Annotated in this window: 15 protein-coding genes; 9 read left to right on the top strand and 6 right to left on the bottom strand. The window is 53.8% G+C overall.

The window, feature by feature from the left end; all coding sequences use genetic code 11:
• Positions 1 to 53: 53 nt before the first annotated feature.
• From OZ656_RS05260 to OZ656_RS05275, 4 genes are all read right to left on the bottom strand, one after another.
• Positions 54 to 785, bottom strand: coding sequence for a glutamine amidotransferase (locus OZ656_RS05260; RefSeq protein ID WP_278349972.1), 732 nt, complete (start codon positions 783 to 785; stop codon positions 54 to 56).
• Between the two features lie 53 nt (positions 786 to 838).
• A complete protein-coding gene (locus OZ656_RS05265; RefSeq protein ID WP_011785624.1) occupies positions 839 to 1,564 on the bottom strand; it encodes a YebC/PmpR family DNA-binding transcriptional regulator in 726 nt (241 codons plus the stop codon).
• 120 nt (positions 1,565 to 1,684) lie between these two features.
• Positions 1,685 to 2,485, bottom strand: a complete 801-nt coding sequence (locus OZ656_RS05270) for an MBL fold metallo-hydrolase (protein ID WP_278349973.1) — start codon at positions 2,483 to 2,485, stop codon at positions 1,685 to 1,687.
• A gap of 164 nt (positions 2,486 to 2,649) precedes the next feature.
• Positions 2,650 to 3,078: an SRPBCC family protein gene (locus OZ656_RS05275; RefSeq protein ID WP_022992924.1), complete on the bottom strand. Its 429-nt coding sequence runs from the start codon at positions 3,076 to 3,078 to the stop codon at positions 2,650 to 2,652.
• A gap of 198 nt (positions 3,079 to 3,276) precedes the next feature.
• On the opposite strand from OZ656_RS05275, the gene OZ656_RS05280 reads away from it, so the two are divergent.
• The 3 genes from OZ656_RS05280 to OZ656_RS05290 all read left to right on the top strand — a co-directional run bounded on the left by OZ656_RS05280 (position 3,277) and on the right by OZ656_RS05290 (position 8,335).
• Positions 3,277 to 5,409: a type VI secretion system Vgr family protein gene (locus tag OZ656_RS05280; protein WP_379945032.1), complete on the top strand. Its 2,133-nt coding sequence runs from the start codon at positions 3,277 to 3,279 to the stop codon at positions 5,407 to 5,409.
• On the top strand, positions 5,406 to 6,023 hold the full coding sequence (locus tag OZ656_RS05285; RefSeq protein ID WP_121208705.1) for a DUF4123 domain-containing protein: 618 nt from the start codon (positions 5,406 to 5,408) through the stop codon (positions 6,021 to 6,023). The genes OZ656_RS05280 and OZ656_RS05285 overlap by 4 nt, the downstream gene beginning before the upstream one ends.
• Positions 6,024 to 6,085: 62 nt before the next feature.
• Positions 6,086 to 8,335, top strand: coding sequence for a toxin VasX (locus tag OZ656_RS05290; protein WP_379945202.1), 2,250 nt, complete (start codon positions 6,086 to 6,088; stop codon positions 8,333 to 8,335).
• A gap of 37 nt (positions 8,336 to 8,372) precedes the next feature.
• Here OZ656_RS05290 and OZ656_RS05295 read toward each other — a convergent pair.
• Positions 8,373 to 9,505, bottom strand: a protein-coding gene (locus OZ656_RS05295) for an IS3 family transposase (RefSeq protein ID WP_228715213.1) whose coding sequence is annotated in 2 segments (ribosomal slippage) — positions 8,373 to 9,223 and positions 9,223 to 9,505 — 1,134 coding nt in all. Because the reading frame shifts where the segments join, the coding sequence is not laid out codon by codon here.
• A gap of 81 nt (positions 9,506 to 9,586) precedes the next feature.
• Between OZ656_RS05295 and OZ656_RS05300 the strand changes: the two genes are divergently transcribed.
• The 5 genes from OZ656_RS05300 (at position 9,587) to OZ656_RS05320 (ending at position 13,739) form a co-directional block, all read left to right on the top strand.
• Positions 9,587 to 9,958, top strand: coding sequence for a hypothetical protein (locus OZ656_RS05300; protein ID WP_379945033.1), 372 nt, complete (start codon positions 9,587 to 9,589; stop codon positions 9,956 to 9,958).
• The gene (locus OZ656_RS05305; RefSeq protein ID WP_121208707.1) at positions 9,955 to 10,977 is read left to right on the top strand and encodes a DUF6708 domain-containing protein; all 1,023 of its coding nucleotides are present in this window, start codon (positions 9,955 to 9,957) and stop codon (positions 10,975 to 10,977) included. Before OZ656_RS05300 ends, OZ656_RS05305 begins: the two co-directional genes overlap by 4 nt.
• The gene (locus OZ656_RS05310) at positions 10,937 to 11,950 is read left to right on the top strand and encodes an SUMF1/EgtB/PvdO family nonheme iron enzyme (protein WP_278349863.1); all 1,014 of its coding nucleotides are present in this window, start codon (positions 10,937 to 10,939) and stop codon (positions 11,948 to 11,950) included. Before OZ656_RS05305 ends, OZ656_RS05310 begins: the two co-directional genes overlap by 41 nt.
• 127 nt (positions 11,951 to 12,077) lie before the next feature.
• On the top strand, positions 12,078 to 12,917 hold the full coding sequence (locus tag OZ656_RS05315) for a hypothetical protein (protein WP_278349864.1): 840 nt from the start codon (positions 12,078 to 12,080) through the stop codon (positions 12,915 to 12,917).
• A 123-nt stretch (positions 12,918 to 13,040) separates the two neighbouring features.
• Positions 13,041 to 13,739 (top strand): DUF3592 domain-containing protein, encoded by a 699-nt coding sequence (locus OZ656_RS05320; protein WP_278349865.1) that lies wholly within the window; start codon positions 13,041 to 13,043, stop codon positions 13,737 to 13,739.
• 13 nt (positions 13,740 to 13,752) lie between these two features.
• On the opposite strand, the gene OZ656_RS05325 is transcribed toward OZ656_RS05320, so the two are convergent.
• On the bottom strand, positions 13,753 to 14,139 hold the full coding sequence (locus OZ656_RS05325; protein WP_278349866.1) for a thiol-disulfide oxidoreductase DCC family protein: 387 nt from the start codon (positions 14,137 to 14,139) through the stop codon (positions 13,753 to 13,755).
• A gap of 201 nt (positions 14,140 to 14,340) precedes the next feature.
• Between OZ656_RS05325 and OZ656_RS05330 the strand changes: the two genes are divergently transcribed.
• Positions 14,341 to 15,441: an AI-2E family transporter gene (locus OZ656_RS05330; RefSeq protein WP_113878794.1), complete on the top strand. Its 1,101-nt coding sequence runs from the start codon at positions 14,341 to 14,343 to the stop codon at positions 15,439 to 15,441.
• Positions 15,442 to 15,495: the final 54 nt, after the last annotated feature.

The following is a 15,495-nucleotide window of genomic DNA, read 5'->3' on the forward strand; positions in this document are numbered from 1 at the left end:
ATCTGTACTCATTCAACATACAAAACGTTCACACAGCCGCGCGGGTTCCATGACTATTTGGTCATTGTGCGGGCGTTCAGGTACTCAGCGAAAAGCTTCAGCAAGTGATTGGCGTCAGGTGCAGGACGAACACCCTGCAGCAGGCTCTGGGCGTCCAGGCCTTCGGCAACGATGTCCGGGTATTGGACTTCGAGGTAGGCTTTCATGATTGCATCGGTGAATTCCGGATGAAACTGCACGCCCCAGGCATGTTCGCCAACCCTGAACGCCTGGTGTGGCTCGAAGGCCGAATTGGCCAGCAGTACAGCGCCCGGAGGGAGCTCAATTGCGGATTGCTTGTGGGTCAGGTGGGCGGGGAATTCTGCCGGCAACTGACTGAACAGGGGGTCTGAGCTGGCGCTGTCGAGCAATCGTACGGTGTGTGTGCCGGTCTCGCGGCCTTTCGGATGGTAGTCTGCCTTGCCACCCATGGCATGGGCCAGCAACTGGTGGCCATAGCAGACTCCGAGAAGTGGAACCTTGGCCTCGACGGCCTGTTTTATCCAGCGGGCGGTTTCTTCGCTCCAGGGCGCTTTGTCGCTGACCATTGCCGGCGAGCCGGTAATGACGATGCCAGCCCAGTCGTTGGGAGCAGACGTGGGTGGCGTTTGCACGGCATCCAGCACGGTAACGTCAAGATCACCGTTGAGGTTGCGGAGGAACCAGGCGTCGAAATCACCAAACTGATCCCGTATCTGCGGGTAGGTTGAGCCTGTTTTCAGGATAATAACCTTTGGCTTTTCCACGCCTGCTACCTCCGCCCTGTCGCGCCGCTGTGACTACACTTTGCCAGCAGAGGTTATTCCTGCGGCAGTTCTGCGTTGTGGAATACGTTCTGTACGTCGTCCAGATCGTTAAGCATGTCGAGGAATTTCTCGAACATCGGGATGTCGTCGCCTTCTACCACGGTGGTGGTTTTTGGCAGGAACTGGATCTCGTCCACATCGAACTCAATGCCCTCAAACGCGGCTTCCAGAGCCTGTTTGGCTTTGGCGTATTCGGTGTTCGGGGTGAATACCGTGATTTTGCCGTCTTCGCTTTCGATGTCGGTAACGTCCACGTCGGCTTCCATCAGGGCTTCCAGTACGGCCTCTTCATCCTGGCCGGCGAATGCAAAGATGGCGCAGTGATCAAACATGTGGGCCACGGCGCCCGGGGTGCCGATCTTGCACTTGGTTTTGGTGAACGCCAGGCGAACATCGCCAAAGGTGCGGTTCGGGTTGTCGGTCAGGCAGTCCACGATGACCATGCAGTTGCCGGGGCCATAGCCTTCGTAGCGGGCCGGCGCATAGTCTTCGCCCGCGCCACCCTTGGCTTTGTCGATGGCTTTCTCAATAACGTGGGTGGGCACCTGGTCTTTTTTGGCCCGCTCGATCAGCCCGCGCAGGGAAAGGTTGGCTTGCGGGTCGATGCCACCAGCCTTGGCGGCCATGTAGATCTCGCGGCCGTACTTGCTGTAAACCTTGGTTTTCGCGGCGGCCGTTTTGGCCATGGATTCTTTGCGGTTTTGGTAGGCTCTGCCCATATTCGCTGCCTCTAGGGTTCAGTGAAAAGGCGGATTTTACTGAACCTGAGCGGATTGCAACAGGCCTGATTTCGCAGCTTTTGCAGGGAGGTGGTTCCGCGTCCCTGCGGAACCGGGTTGTTACACGTATTCCACCGGCTGGCGATAGTTGTCCTGGGATACCAGATCAATGCCACAATCCATATCGCTGACCCAGTTAAGGAAGCGATCAATCATCACCGGGCCTTCAAAGCGCTTGCCATGCTGGGGCACGATCATCGAGACATCCATATCGCGAACCATATTGGCCCAAAGACGACAGACTTTCTTGGAAGCAATGTAACGGCGGTGGAAGCCGATCATGTTCGGGATGTGTTTGTCGAAATCTTTCACCGGCTGGTGGTCGTCTTCTCCGCCCATGGACGCGCCGAGGTCACCTGAGAACAGGATTTTTGAGACTGGATCGTAGAATTGAAGGTTACCGACCGAGTGCATGAAATGCGCCGGCAGGCACTGCAGATAAGTCTCCCCGAACCTCACATTGGCGCCGCCGTCAGGAATACTGACGATGCGGTCGTAGACGCTGCCGCTGAGCTGGTTGGTGACGTAGCTGGACACCAGGTGCGGCAAGAAGCGCGCCCACAGCTTTGAGGTAACGATTTTTGCCCGGGTGTGAACAATCCAGCGGTCGATGGCGCCGATGATGTCCGGGTCCTGGTGGGACGCGAAGACGTAGTCCATATCGCGGATGTTCATGTACTTGGACGCGGCGACGGAGAGTGGGGTGTAGGTCAGATCTCCGCCGGGGTCGATCAGGGCTTCGTGTTTGCCATCAACAATCAGGAACTGGTTGGACTGCACGCCCTCGCCGGTTACCAGGGAATCGAACATCAGGCACTTGTGGTGTCCGTTGTCGAAGAGAGCAATCGGTGCTGCCGCCATTTCGGTCTCCCGCAGAACAGTAGGTGTTCAGCCACAGGCATGCCTGATGGCCGGATATTGCAAACTGCGCGGGAGAGTACAGAATTGATAAATATGAATTATTGCCTCAGGTCAATTAACTGATATTCATCAAGTAACCGATTGTTGCCTGCACTCCCACAGGCTTACGCCATCGACGGCAGGCGTTTGATACCACGGCGTAATCCCTTTTCCAGCGCGACCTGAACCGCTTTGCCGGTAAACGGCACAATATCCTCAAAACGAATGGAGTACTGAATACGCGTTCTGCCTTCGCCTGCATCGGAGAACAGAATACGCCCCAGGTGATTACGCAAAGGGCTGATGCTGCTGATGGTGTACTCAATCAGAGAGTCGGGCTCAAAACCGAGTACTGTTTCCTCAAGAGACAGCGGGCCAATGCCGATCTTGCGAACCGAGCCAATGCCGTTGGGGTCTGCCTGGTCGCTGTCCTTGATGCGCTTGACCGGTGCGCCGACCAGTTTGCCGAAGCGGTGGTGGTCGGCAAAAACGGCAAAAGCCTTGCGCCTGGGGACATCGAAAGTTTCATCAATTTCAATGGTGTACTGTGCCATGGTGCTGCTCTTGTTGTTAGACGGTGTTCAAGGTTAACCGTTCACCGGGTTCAACAAAAGTCGCAGGCGCGGGTTTTCATCACTGAGAACTGGTTAAAACAGGCCATCGGTTTGTTGGTTGGTATTCCGGAAGCTGGTGGTTATAATCGGGGCTGCTCAGGATGAGTCAGTTCAACATAATCTTCAGGGATCGAAGTCATGCCCCAGGCAAGCGGATTGCAGTTCACCGCCCGTGTAGGCGAATTCCCCTCGGATCACTTTGTCGTTGTCGGCTTCGCGCTGACCGAACGGCTGTCTGATCTGTTCCATGGCCGGTTACAGCTGGCCAGCACCGACCCGGATGTGGCCGCCGCCGATGTACTGGAACAGCCGGTAGACCTGGTGGTGTGGCAGGATGGCCAGCCCCTGCGCCGGTTCACCGGCGTGGTGAACGAATTTATGCGGGGCGACACCGGCCACCGCCGCACCCGCTACGAAGTGGTGATTCAGCCGCCGTTATGGCGGCTGGGCCTGATGCACAACAGCCGCATCTTCCAGACCCAGACCACCGACGCCATCGTGCGCACCCTGCTCGAAGAGCGGGGCATTGTGGATTCCATCTTTGACTTCAAACGCCCACCGGAAGAACGGGAATACTGCGTCCAGCACCGGGAAACCGACCTGCAGTTCCTGGAACGCCTGGCCGCCGAAGAAGGCTGGCACTACCGCTACCAGCACGGCAGCGTGGATGGCGAAGAACAACCAGCGTTAATTCTCGCTGACCACCACGGCGACGCCCCGAAACTGGACCCGGTCACCTGCAACACCAAAGCCGGTGGTAGCACCCAACAGGCCTGCGTATTCCAGTTCGCCTACGAAGAGCGGGTCAAAGCCGCCTCCGTGGCCATGAAGGACTACACCTTCAAGAACCCCGCCTACGCCCTGATGCATGAACAAAATGCTGGCGGTGTTAATCATCGGGAAGACTACCAGCACTACGACTACCCCGGCCGTTACAAAGCCGACGCCAGCGGCCAGCCGTTCACCCAGAACAAACTGGATGCGCTTAGAAACGACGCATCCATGGCCAACGGCAAAAGCAACCGCCCGGACTTCACCCCCGGCGCCAAAGTGGAACTGCAGGACCACGACAGCCAGACCCTGAACCGGGAATGGCTGCTCACCGCCATCACCCACACCGGCAAACAGCCCCAGGCTCTGGAAGAAGAGGGTGGCAGCGAGCCCACCAGCTACCACAACACCTTCAGCGCCATCCCGGCCGACAAAACCTGGCGCCCGCTGTGCAACCACAAACCCGTGATGGACGGCCCCCAGATGGCCCTCGTCACCGGCCCCGAGGGTGAAGAAATCCACTGCGACCAGTATGGCCGGGTAAAAGTAAGATTCCCGTGGGACCGCTATTCCAAGAACGACGAACACAGCAGCGCCTGGCTGCGCGTGGCCCAGGGCTGGGCCGGTGGCCAATACGGCTTCATGGCCTTGCCCAGAATTGGCCACGAGGTCATCGTCAGCTTCCTGGACGGCGACCCGGACCAGCCCATCATCACCGGACGAACCTACCACGCCACCAACACACCGCCGTACGCGCTGCCGGAACACAAAACCCGGACCACCCTGAAGACCAAAACCCACAAGGGTGAGGGCAGCAACGAACTGCGCTTTGAAGACGAGGCGGGCGAAGAACAGGTCTACGTGCACGCCCAGAAAGACCTGGACCTGCTGACGGAAAACAACCGCACCGAAGTTATCAGGAATGACAGCCACCTGACGGTGGAAAACAACCGCTTCAGCCACACCAAAGGCAACCGCCACCACACCACAGATGGCGAACATCGCGAGAGTATCGGCGCCGACTACAGCCTCACCGTAAACGGCAGCCACCACAGCAAGCAGGGCAAAAACCAGCTGGTGGAAGCCGGCACCGAAATCCACCACAAGGCGGGTATGAAAATAGTGATCGAAGCCGGAGCCGAGGTGACGCTGAAAGCGGGTGGCAGCTTTGTGAAGGTAGACCCGAGTGGGGTGACAGTGTCTGGGCCTTTGGTGAGGATGAATTCCGGAGGTGGGCCCGGGAGTGGTAGCGGGGTTGGGGTAACTGGGCCGTTGTTGCCAAATGTGGTGACTCATGATGCTTTATCTGAGCAGCCAGTCTCAACACTTCCCCATACCGAGACACGGCATTCCGGTGATACTCAGTCTGTAAACGCGGACCAGCTGCGACCGACTGAGGCTGACCTGAAACAGGCCGCAAGTTTCAGAAATTCAGCGAGAAACGAAGAAACTTTTTCGGAGGTTTGCTCTGTGAGATCGGACCAGAGGATTTCTTCATGACGCTGCAGAGTTCGAACATTCAAGGAAGCCTGTCGCCGTCCGACAAAAAAATGTTCATGTTGTTTGATGGAGCGATCGCGGGTGGCCTGCGAAGTTTGTATGAAGAGAGACTGGATGTATGCCCTTTAATGGTACTTAAAGACGGCGTTTTCGATGGCGTATCAGCATTAGGGCCGATGATTGCTGATTTTGGAGCGAGCATAGTGCTCAAAGAGCTGTGGGCAAAGAACCATCCCTTAGTCGCGAGGGCTTCGGTGTTGCACACGTCTTATGATGAGTCAGCATTATTGGACTTTATGCGGTCTAGGGTTCAGGTGATGATGCCGGAGGGGCACGCTGTCTGGCTGAGGATTGGTGATGCCAAGGTAGTCTCGAGACTAGCTGGAGTCGACGGTCGTTTACCCGCTCATTTTTGGTCTGGCATTAACAGCATCTTTTTCCGTTCAAGTGATGGATCGATGACTCAGTATCGCCCTTCACCTTCCAGAATGAGTGACGAACAAAAGGAAGGACAATTCGCGTCTAATCTGGTGGCCCCATGCTTTCAATTTAGCTTGGATTTGCTGGCCGCTCTGGATTCTTCTGCGGATAACCAACACAGGGACGTGTTATGACTTATTGCGCAACTTGCCCACTAATGACGGCTTTTCTACCCCTTCGATACGCCATCGGCCCTATGCGCTATGAGGGAGAGCTCTTAGCTGGGCTGGAATTGCCCGATTTGCCGGTCCTGTTTCCTAATATTGATCGTTATACTGATCTTCAGGATCGGAATCTTGGACTCGTTCCTCGATTTCTGAGAGATGGCTGGTTGTATGTTTGGAGTGAGTTCGAAGGGAGGTTAATTGAGTATTCGGTTAATGATTCCCTGCTTCAGGAAACGACCCGAGGTGGAGAGGTTGTTGATCATCGCGGCAATGTCTACTTGTCTTTACCTTCTGGTGAGCCTGCTGATGTCGCCTGGAGTGAGAATCAATGGTCTGACGCTCATTTCGAAATGATTGTGAATGAACCGGGTCAGCGCAGCAAGTTTATGCGCAGGATTGTGCCAGGAGGTTCACCGAACACTCAGTTGCTTGATGAAAAGACCTTTTATGCCTTACCAGAAGTTACCTCCATTGAGGAGTTTGACTGGACTGGCCTGACTCCAACCATTCCCCACTGGCCTCGGTTGGAGCGCTCTACCCGGCGATTTGACCAGCGCGTGATGGGGATAGTGGACGATCCATGGGGTGTTACCGAAGATCTGGCCGCATTGGTTCGTCTGGCTCACGATAACCAGGAGAGGTTAAGAGCCAGATTCGGTGGAGAGTGGAGTTTGGCGAAGACGATCAAGGATCTTTATGAGACTGATCGCCAGCTTGAAGCGAAACTTCCTGAACTTGTAGATCTACCGAAATTACAGAGAGTGTGGCGGGAATCGGATGAGTCTCAGTCACATTTTGAAGACGTTGTTGCTGGGCTCCTTGATTCCTGGGTCCTATGGATGGATACCCTCGAATGTGCGAATGGCCCTGAAACCCTCGCAAGTTCATGCGAGAGCCTGGATCTGGCTAAAGAAGATCATCACACCATTCTGCAGGAAAAATTCGGACTTGCTTTGCTTGGTCCCTCCTATTTCAGTAAAGGGGCCGGGGCTATCGGCCGCCTCGCCGCAGTTCAGGGGGAGGGGACTCGCTGGTTCTGGAATGCGTTGCTTGGGATAAGAGAGCGTGTATCACTAGGTGACGTCGAGAAGCTAGTATCAATTGGTGATATGGCTAACGATTCTGTTGAAGATCTATCCAAAGCTGCCACTGCTGTGGTTGCCTCCATAAACTCTAAGGTGTCGGGTTTAGTGGGTCGGGCACCAATTCCATCGGCTGTGCCGACTCAAATACTTTTCAACGCTATTTCGCCTGCAGCCGCAGTTGAATTGAGAGGATTCCCGCATCGAATCTCACTCTTAGGCAGTGGTTTTTTGGTGTCTGGATTGGCACGAACAGGACAGTCATTGGCGGTGGACAGTGTAGGTGCTGTTCAATCGAATCAGTGGCTGAGTGAGGCGGCAAAAAATAGTGGCAATGCAGCGGCGACTCTTAGTCCTCCTGACGTCGAAGCACGGAAAGTGCCCGTTATTCGTATCACATCAGCAAATGCTGGCCAATATTTTAAAGGCAACCCATACAGCCTCAAGGATGCTTTAGAAAAGGCTCCTTTGCGTTCAGTTCTGGTTGTTCTGACCGGATTGAACATGGTGTCTGCAATCTCAGAATTTTTTACCGATTCGAATAAAGATGTCGAAGGTTTAGCAAAGGCTACCGGGAGTGTCACTGGTTTCACCGCTGCAGCCTTATCATTAGAGCACAAGATTTCCGAGCTTAATTGGAATAAAGGACTCTCAAGGTCACCTAACCCAGCAGCGTATAGCCATGGAGTAGGTGCAGTTGCAGCCGCGCTCACCGCTGCCACTGCGGCTTTCGATATAATTGTATTTGGCATGCAAGCGATCGAGTCGTACCGTTCTGGTGATTTCGATACGTCTGCTCTTGAGGTCGGCTTGATGGGGGTGTCGTCGGGGCAACTGGCACTCAGTGTGAGAGCCTTTAGAGCGTATCGTGAGGCGAGAGCTGCCGCACTAGGGTTGCAAGTTGCTTCTTCAGTTCGGGGATTGTCTAGGCTGGGTGGCTTCTATACGGCGTTGTCTCTAGGCCTAACTGCATCCTTGATTGGAGGCTTGGTCGCCCGTCACTACGCGCAGAATACACCGCTTGAGCGTTGGCTCGCTAATACTAGATTTGGTGTAAAGCCGGCCGAGTGGTCAGGAAACTATCGAGATGAAATGGAGCAGTTGTACACGGTTATTTTTCCCATCAAGTTGAGGCTGGAAAGGGTTCCAAGGTTAAATCCGCATACTGAGGTGGACCCCATCAGTTGGACAGCCTGAAGGTGCAGTTAAGCTCTGATCCGGCTGTATTCCCGGCTCAAGCTGCCAGGGTCATGGGTTGTTGGTAGTACACCTCATCCGGTGTTTGGTAATCAAGGGTTTGGTGGTACCGGGTCTGATTGTAATGCCGGAAGTACCGGTGGAGCGCCTGCTTCAAGTGGCGTCCATCCTCGAAGGCTGTGAGGTAGACGCACTCGTGCTTGACGCTGCGCCAGAGCCGTTCCACGAAGATGTTGTCATGATAGCAGCCCTTGCCGTCCATGCTGATCCGAATGCCATGCTCCTTGAGAGCGCCTGTGAAGGCCTCACTGGTGAACTGGGCACCTTGATCAGTATTGAAGATTTCCGGCGTTCCATGGCGCTGTAGGGCTTCCTCCAGGGCATCGATGCAGAAGTCTGTGTCCATGGTATTGGAGACCCGCCAGGACAGCACCTTACGGCTGTACCAGTCGATAATGGCGACCAAATACATGAAGCCTCGGGCCAGCGGCACGTACGAAATATCCGTTGCCCACACCTGGTTGGGGCGGTCGATTTTCAGCCCTTTGAGCAGGTACGGATAAACTTTGTGCCCGTCGCCCGGAATGCTGGTTCTGGGGCGTGGATACACCGCCTGAATGCCCATGGTGCGCATTAGGCGCTGAACCCGCTTGCGGTTTATCAGGTGGCCTTTGCGCTCCAGATGGGCTCGCATCTTACGAGAGCCATAGTACGGCGTTTCCAGATGCTGCTGGTCAATCAGGTACATCAGATCCAGATCCTCCTGACACTGTTCACGAGGGACGTAGTACACCGACGAGCGGCTCAGTTTGAGCAACTCGCACTGGCGCACAATGCTGACTTGGGGATGACCATGCTCGATCATCGCCAACCGGCGTTGACGGCTTACTGATCGAGCTTGCGCGACAAAAAATCGCGTTCCACCGTCAGTCGGCCGATCTCGCGGTAGAGTTCGTCAGAACTGGGCTCGTTGGACTGTTTGCCGGACCTTTTTTTGCCTTCGAAGAGGTCCGGAGCATTCTCCAACAACTCGCGTTTCCAGGTGCTAACCATGGTCGGATGAATCTGGAACCGGGCGGCAATTTCAGATGTGGTCTGGTCACCCTTGAGGGCGGCTAGGGCAACTTTGGACTTGAACGATGGGCTGTATTGCTTGCGTTTCTTGCTCATGATTCTCCTCCTTGTGGAGATGATGAATCAGAGCTTAGGCACCTGTCCAAATTTCGGGGTCCACTTCATACGGGAATCCATATGCAGGATTGCTGGTTGATTCTTGAGCTAGCAGGCCAAAGTGCTTTGAATCCTGAAACTATTTATTTTTCTGGCGATGAGTTGAGAAGCGGTGTTGGTTACCGGTCTTTGGCATGGGTTGAACGCCAATTACGAGCTGTTCTGGATACAGAGGAAAGAGAGCACATCCTTCAGCCAAAGCGAACCCCTGTGACTTGGTCTGGTTCTGATTTTAGTCTGCATGTGGGTACAAGAGTTCATAACGCCGCAGCTACGGCTACATACAGAAGAGTTTATCACGATGATGACCAAATCTTTGGGCTACAGGGCGAGTTAATCTATCGACCACAACCTGGTTTGGAAATGCCTCCGGTAAAGGTTGATATCTGGTGATTGAAAACGCGAAAAAGTTGTTTGACGCTGTAACTAACAAAATTGGGAGTTCCTCAAATGCTCTTCAGCTGAGCGGTGGCTCTGGTACTGGCTATGCTCCATCCCAGCCCGGTCTCATAGAGTCACAAGATGAGGTATCTTTGGCTTTGAGAACCGGGAGCACTGATAGCAGGGGGATTCTTACAGGCGTAGGTTTTTTTGTGGGAGCCGTTGGAATACTGCTTGTTTTGCTGCCTAACCTATTTGGAACACCTTATAGTTCGAATTTGGACTGGTGGGTTTTCTTTCTCTCAGTTTTAGTCATTATTGCTCCTGCAATATGGGAGGTTAGCCGTCCGCCCAGGCTACCTGTAGTTTTTAATCGGCGTACGCGGGAGATTTACTACGATCAAAAAGGCGAACTCTACTACTCAGAATGGGATGATATAGAGGCAGTCGCGTATGAGTATACGATAGTCAATCAGTACTCAGGGGCCATTATTCATGGAAATTTGGAAATTGTTCTTCGGAAGTTTGGTGACCCCGACGATCGGATAGTGCTGAATCTATCAGGCGTTCCAGCGGGCAAGCGCTTACCAACCTTATTAAGTTTCTGGGAATATTTGAGAAGCTATATGACAGTTGGCCCGTGGTTTGACGAGACCGGCAATAAGACAGAGTTTAAGAATTCGTTTATAGAGAAAAACTTGAAATCCAGTGACATTTCCTTTCTTGACTTGGTTCTTGATTCAAGGAGAACTTTGGGGAGAGAACGCAGAGAGGGGGAGGGTGTTTCTGGGGCGGCCTTTCTTTCTTGGGTGACCTCTTACATGCTGTTCCTGCCAGCATTCGGCATGGAATTTGTCCAGAAGATTGACAGAAAGAAGGCCCGTAAACACTGGCCTGAAGTCATCCAAGAACGCTTAAAACCGAACGGCCCCACAACGCGCCTTATCGATATCGAAGAAGACTACATCGTACGAAAACAGCAGCAGCTGGATGATCTTCATGATCGGATGCGTAAAACCCTGCCGAGGTAAATTGAAGTCCAATGCAATAGATATGAGAGGTTTCAGGACGTTACTTGATCACTTAAGGATCTCCTGTTTAATTGCCTCGTCAGCGCTTATTTCTAGCTGCGTCGAGGAGAGTGCCGTCTCTCACTTAGTTGAGCTGGCGATAGATAATCAGGTGTTCGTGCAAGGTGGTGAGTTTGCTCTTGGAGATGTTGGGAAGCCTGATGGCACTCCTTACGTGACTCTGACGGATCATAGCCGCCCAGTGGTTAACGTTAGGATCGATAGTTACTCGATATCGCGGTTCGAGACGACTTGGGGTGAAATGGTAGTCTACTACGAAGATCTTGAGCGAGCTCACCTATATGCAGACCAGTTCAGCTTAAAAAAGTACCTGATGGTTTCGGATGACCCCTTGTCACCCAACTATTACCGAAAGCCCGCCCGAGTACCAAATTACGGAGAGGCTGAGGGGTATTGCGCCTGGCTTGCAGAACGCACCGGGCTGCCTTTTGCTTTGCCTACGGAGGCTCAGTGGGAGTATGCGGCTCGAAGCCGGGGGAGGGCGGTGCCCTATGCCACCGATACAGGCGATGTCGAGAGGGATCCCTACCTGCGCCGCCCAAAAGAGTATGTTGACCCTTCGATACCGCCTTCTGGCAACACCCTGATCCACTCTTCGCTGAAGTTCGAGCGGCGCCCGGTTGGAAGCTACCCACCAAATCCGCTAGGCCTCTATGACATGACCGGAAACGTAGCGGAATGGACGCAGGATTGGTTTCAAAGCGACTATTACAGGAACGCACCCAAGGAAAATCCAAAGGGTCCTGACGGTCCGCTTGATACCGACAATCCTGAAAAAACCGTGAGGGACTGGGCCGGTAGAGGGGAGCACATTGGCGGTGGCGGCACCGTGTTTGCTCGAAGTGGTCAGCACATTGATTCTTCGGGGAATGGTTTCCGTTGTGTCGTTAACCACTCTGAGCCTGTTAACTGATTAACGGAGTGCAATACTCTGACGCTGTACGACAAGTAATTCCGACGATAAATATGTGAGGTTTTCAAGTTCAGAGGAAAAGCTCAGCACTTTAATAAGAGTTGATAAAACAAGGACGTTACTATCAATGCAGTATATTTCAGCCTTTCTCTTCTTACCCTCAACGCTCGTTCTTCTCAGTTATGTAGCGACGACAGTGGCCGGCGGCTCTGGATATTCTTTTCTGGGAATCGAGAATAGGGCTCTGGACATCGGGTTCCTGATCGTCTTCTTTGTCAGCAGTGTGGCTGGATGGCTGACCGTGTTTTTCGGTGTGCCTTTTCGCGATGGAGATCGTATTACCCTCATTGGTAAAGGCTTGCTGATGGGGTTTCTGACGTGGCCTTTCGTAATTATCTCACTTTTTTTCGACGGCAGGATTGCTCTCGCAAGTTGCTTGTTCTTAGGTTGGCTTGGTTTGGCTGTTTCGTTCTTGCCCGCCATGAACAGCTTCTGGAATCGCCGGTTGCCTATACTTGGCATGCTTACGGTTGCACTAGGAATTCCTGTACTGATTAATCCGGCGCTATGGGCTACCTCCAAATCGGCTCCCATACGCGAGGCTTATTGGGGCGTTTATTATCCGGACTATGCAGTAGAAGAGGGTGAAGATTTTGTGGCGTACTATCAGGACCATGAGAAGCGCTTCGAAAAAACTCCACGTTTAATAATATCCAAAACGGGAATGTTCTTGGTTAACGTCCTGGGTCGCCCGCTATCCAATAGCTTCAACCATTGCGGGGCAAGCGACAACGTTCACGTATTTGTCAGTAGTTCCGTGGATGATTGTGGTTTCGATAAAACGGAGTTTTCGGGGAATACCCTGGAAATTGTGTTTTACATGCCGGGAAAACTACGTTGCGTTAATTGCCGGGAGTTTGGCAAGCCAGAGCATTGGATGTGGGTCGAGGCCCTTCAGAATCTGTGATCTGATCCCAAATTTCTAACTGTCGATGCTACCGAAGCCCGTCGATGGCATAGTTCTCAATGGTTCTATAAAATCCGGGCCAACACCTCCCAGGGAAGAACCCAAAACACAAGGATTGAACCATTGAAAACCCTGAATATCCTCAAATACGTCTTCACACTCATTGGCGCCGGTATGCTTGTTGGTGCGGTGATGAGTTACAGCAGTACGGTGTCATTTATCGAGCGAGCTACGGAAGCCACGGGCACGGTCATTGATCTGGAACGTTCTCGTTCCAGCGATTCAACTACCTACTATCCGGTGGTCGTTTTCGAGGATATCCGTGGTCGGGAGATCGAGTTCCGGTCGCGCTCAGGCTCAAATCCGCCGTCGTTCAGTCGCGGTGAGAGGGTGTCTGTGTTTTATGAGCCTTCGGCTCCGGAGAGCGCCAGAATCAACAGTTTCTTCTCCCTTTGGGGGCTGCCCATGATTCTTGGAGGTATCGGGCTCGTGTTTGGCGCCATTGGCGGCGGGATGCTGTTGTTTGGTTGGAAGAAGAGCCGCTCACAGGCTTACCTGAAAGATCACGGCACCGAGGTGCTCGCAACATTTTCGTCGGTTGAGCAAAACACCAGTCTGACCGTGAACGGTCGTAACCCGTTCCGCATTGTCTGCCAGTGGCAGCATCCGCAAACCGGTGAGCTTCATGTATTCCGAAGCGATAACCTGTGGTTCGATCCGAGTAATCATATTCACCAGGAAACAGTGCCCGTGCTGGTCGATGAGGCCAATCTCAAGCGCTATTGGGTGGATACCTCATTCCTGCCCAAGCTGGCCAGCTAGCAGCCTTTTTGCCTCAGGTTCCCGGTGGGCACGAGTTTTCGTGGCCCATCGCACAAATGTATTTACGCTCATACCATTTGTCGGCCCAGGTTTCATAAATCCGCCTGGCAATCGGGTGAATCACCGGCCACAGCAGCGGCTTGAATAACCAGCCAAATCGGGTGTGCGACCAGGCTCGCACATTGGCGTGCAATCCCGTTACCCACTCCCCGGTCCAGCTCATCAGATGCAATCGCCGAAGCAGTTGCTCCCGGGAAGGGAGTTGCTGGTTGCACGGGTTTTGTTCGTGAATATCCGCAAAGATCAGGTTGCCGGTCTGCAGTCTTCGCAGGGTGCGTATCTCACGCGCGCACAGGGGGCAGGAGCCATCGTAGAACAGGGTATCGTAGCGCGGTGCCATGGGTTCTCCGCTGTCAGCTGTTTATCCCGAAGGTATACGGTGTGCTGGGCGTGGATGGTTCAGTTTCCTCAAATGCATTTGGTAATTGTTTGATAATGCGGGTGCTTCCTGTAAACGCTACACTGTGTTGCTAATCGCCAGATTGTTGCGCTGGCGAAACTCCTGTGCCCTGAGCGGCACTCCGACAAGGTATAACGGCCCATGGATGACCAGAAGACAGAATCCCCGCAATCGAATGGCACAGGTTCGCGATCTTTCGCGGATCTCTCCACGCCAATCTACGGGTTGTTCATCCTTGGCATTCTGTACACCCTGTATATTGCTCATCAGATTGTTCTCCCTATCATCCTGGCGGTACTGACCAGCCTGTTACTGGCGCCTCTGGTCAAAAAGGCTTACTTGCGCTGGCGCATACCGCGTGTGGTATCCGCATTGGTTCTGGTGCTGGCGGTCCTTGCCGGAATTCTGGGGCTGGGTGCCGCGGTCGCCACGCCAGCTCTGGAGTGGGCCCAGAAAGCACCGGAGGGGCTGTCTCGCCTGTTGGTGGGGGAAAGTGAGATCATGCGCCAGATCGACAAGGTCAGTCAGTCTGCCGAGCAGGTCGAAAAATCGGTTGAGGAGCTTTCCAAAGATCAGGGAACCAAACCCACCACGGTGGTTCTGCAAACCGACTCCTGGCGCAGTCAGTTAATGTCCAAGGCCCGAAACGGCATTGCCGGGCTGGCGCTGGCACTGGCGTTAACCTATTTCCTTTTGGTCAGCGGCGACCGGTTGATTCGCAACTTCGTCAAGCAGTTGCCCCGGTCCCAGCGCAAGACCGTGCTGAGGATCACCCACGATTCCCAGCATCAGATTGCGCAGTATCTGGCGGTGCTGGGGTTGTCCAATACGTCTGTCGGCGTGTTGACCGGCCTGATTTGTTGGGCCATCGGCCTGCCAGACCCGGCCGTCTGGGGCCTGATTGCAGGCCTTGCACGGTTTATTCCGTACCTTGGTAACATGCTTACCATCACCCTGTTGGCCATAGTCTCCGCCATTTCCCTGGACGTGCTCTGGATGATGGTGCTTGCGCCGATCAGCTTCATTGTGCTCACCACGATTGTCGGATTTTTCCTTGAGCCCTGGATTCATGGTTTCCGGATGGCCATCAACCCCGTGATCATCTTTGTTTCGATCTTCTTCTGGGGCTGGTTGTGGGGGCCAGTGGGGGTTCTCCTTGCTGTGCCCTTGATGACGGTTATCCAGGTGGTCCTCAAGCAGATTCCGCGGTTAAGGCCGGTTTATCGGGTAATCGCTCGGTAAACCGTTTGAGTCTAATGGATATCCGTAACAGGCCCTGACACACCCGGTGATCTT

Source organism: Marinobacter sp. LM1, from assembly GCF_042763285.1.
Classification (GTDB): domain Bacteria; phylum Pseudomonadota; class Gammaproteobacteria; order Pseudomonadales; family Oleiphilaceae; genus Marinobacter; species Marinobacter nauticus.

What these genes read in the sequence shown, in the direction of transcription:
- OZ656_RS05265 (WP_011785624.1), bottom strand. Translation starts at nt 1,564, where the DNA reads ATGGGCAGAGCCTACCAAAACCGCAAAGAATCCATGGCCAAAACGGCC.
- OZ656_RS05270 (WP_278349973.1), bottom strand. Translation starts at nt 2,485, where the DNA reads ATGGCGGCAGCACCGATTGCTCTCTTCGACAACGGACACCACAAGTGC.
- OZ656_RS05275 (WP_022992924.1), bottom strand. Translation starts at nt 3,078, where the DNA reads ATGGCACAGTACACCATTGAAATTGATGAAACTTTCGATGTCCCCAGG.
- OZ656_RS05280 (WP_379945032.1), top strand. Translation starts at nt 3,277, where the DNA reads ATGCCCCAGGCAAGCGGATTGCAGTTCACCGCCCGTGTAGGCGAATTC.
- OZ656_RS05285 (WP_121208705.1), top strand. Translation starts at nt 5,406, where the DNA reads ATGACGCTGCAGAGTTCGAACATTCAAGGAAGCCTGTCGCCGTCCGAC.
- OZ656_RS05290 (WP_379945202.1), top strand. Translation starts at nt 6,086, where the DNA reads ATGCGCTATGAGGGAGAGCTCTTAGCTGGGCTGGAATTGCCCGATTTG.
- OZ656_RS05300 (WP_379945033.1), top strand. Translation starts at nt 9,587, where the DNA reads ATGCAGGATTGCTGGTTGATTCTTGAGCTAGCAGGCCAAAGTGCTTTG.
- OZ656_RS05310 (WP_278349863.1), top strand. Translation starts at nt 10,937, where the DNA reads ATGATCTTCATGATCGGATGCGTAAAACCCTGCCGAGGTAAATTGAAG.
- OZ656_RS05315 (WP_278349864.1), top strand. Translation starts at nt 12,078, where the DNA reads ATGCAGTATATTTCAGCCTTTCTCTTCTTACCCTCAACGCTCGTTCTT.
- OZ656_RS05325 (WP_278349866.1), bottom strand. Translation starts at nt 14,139, where the DNA reads ATGGCACCGCGCTACGATACCCTGTTCTACGATGGCTCCTGCCCCCTG.
- OZ656_RS05330 (WP_113878794.1), top strand. Translation starts at nt 14,341, where the DNA reads ATGGATGACCAGAAGACAGAATCCCCGCAATCGAATGGCACAGGTTCG.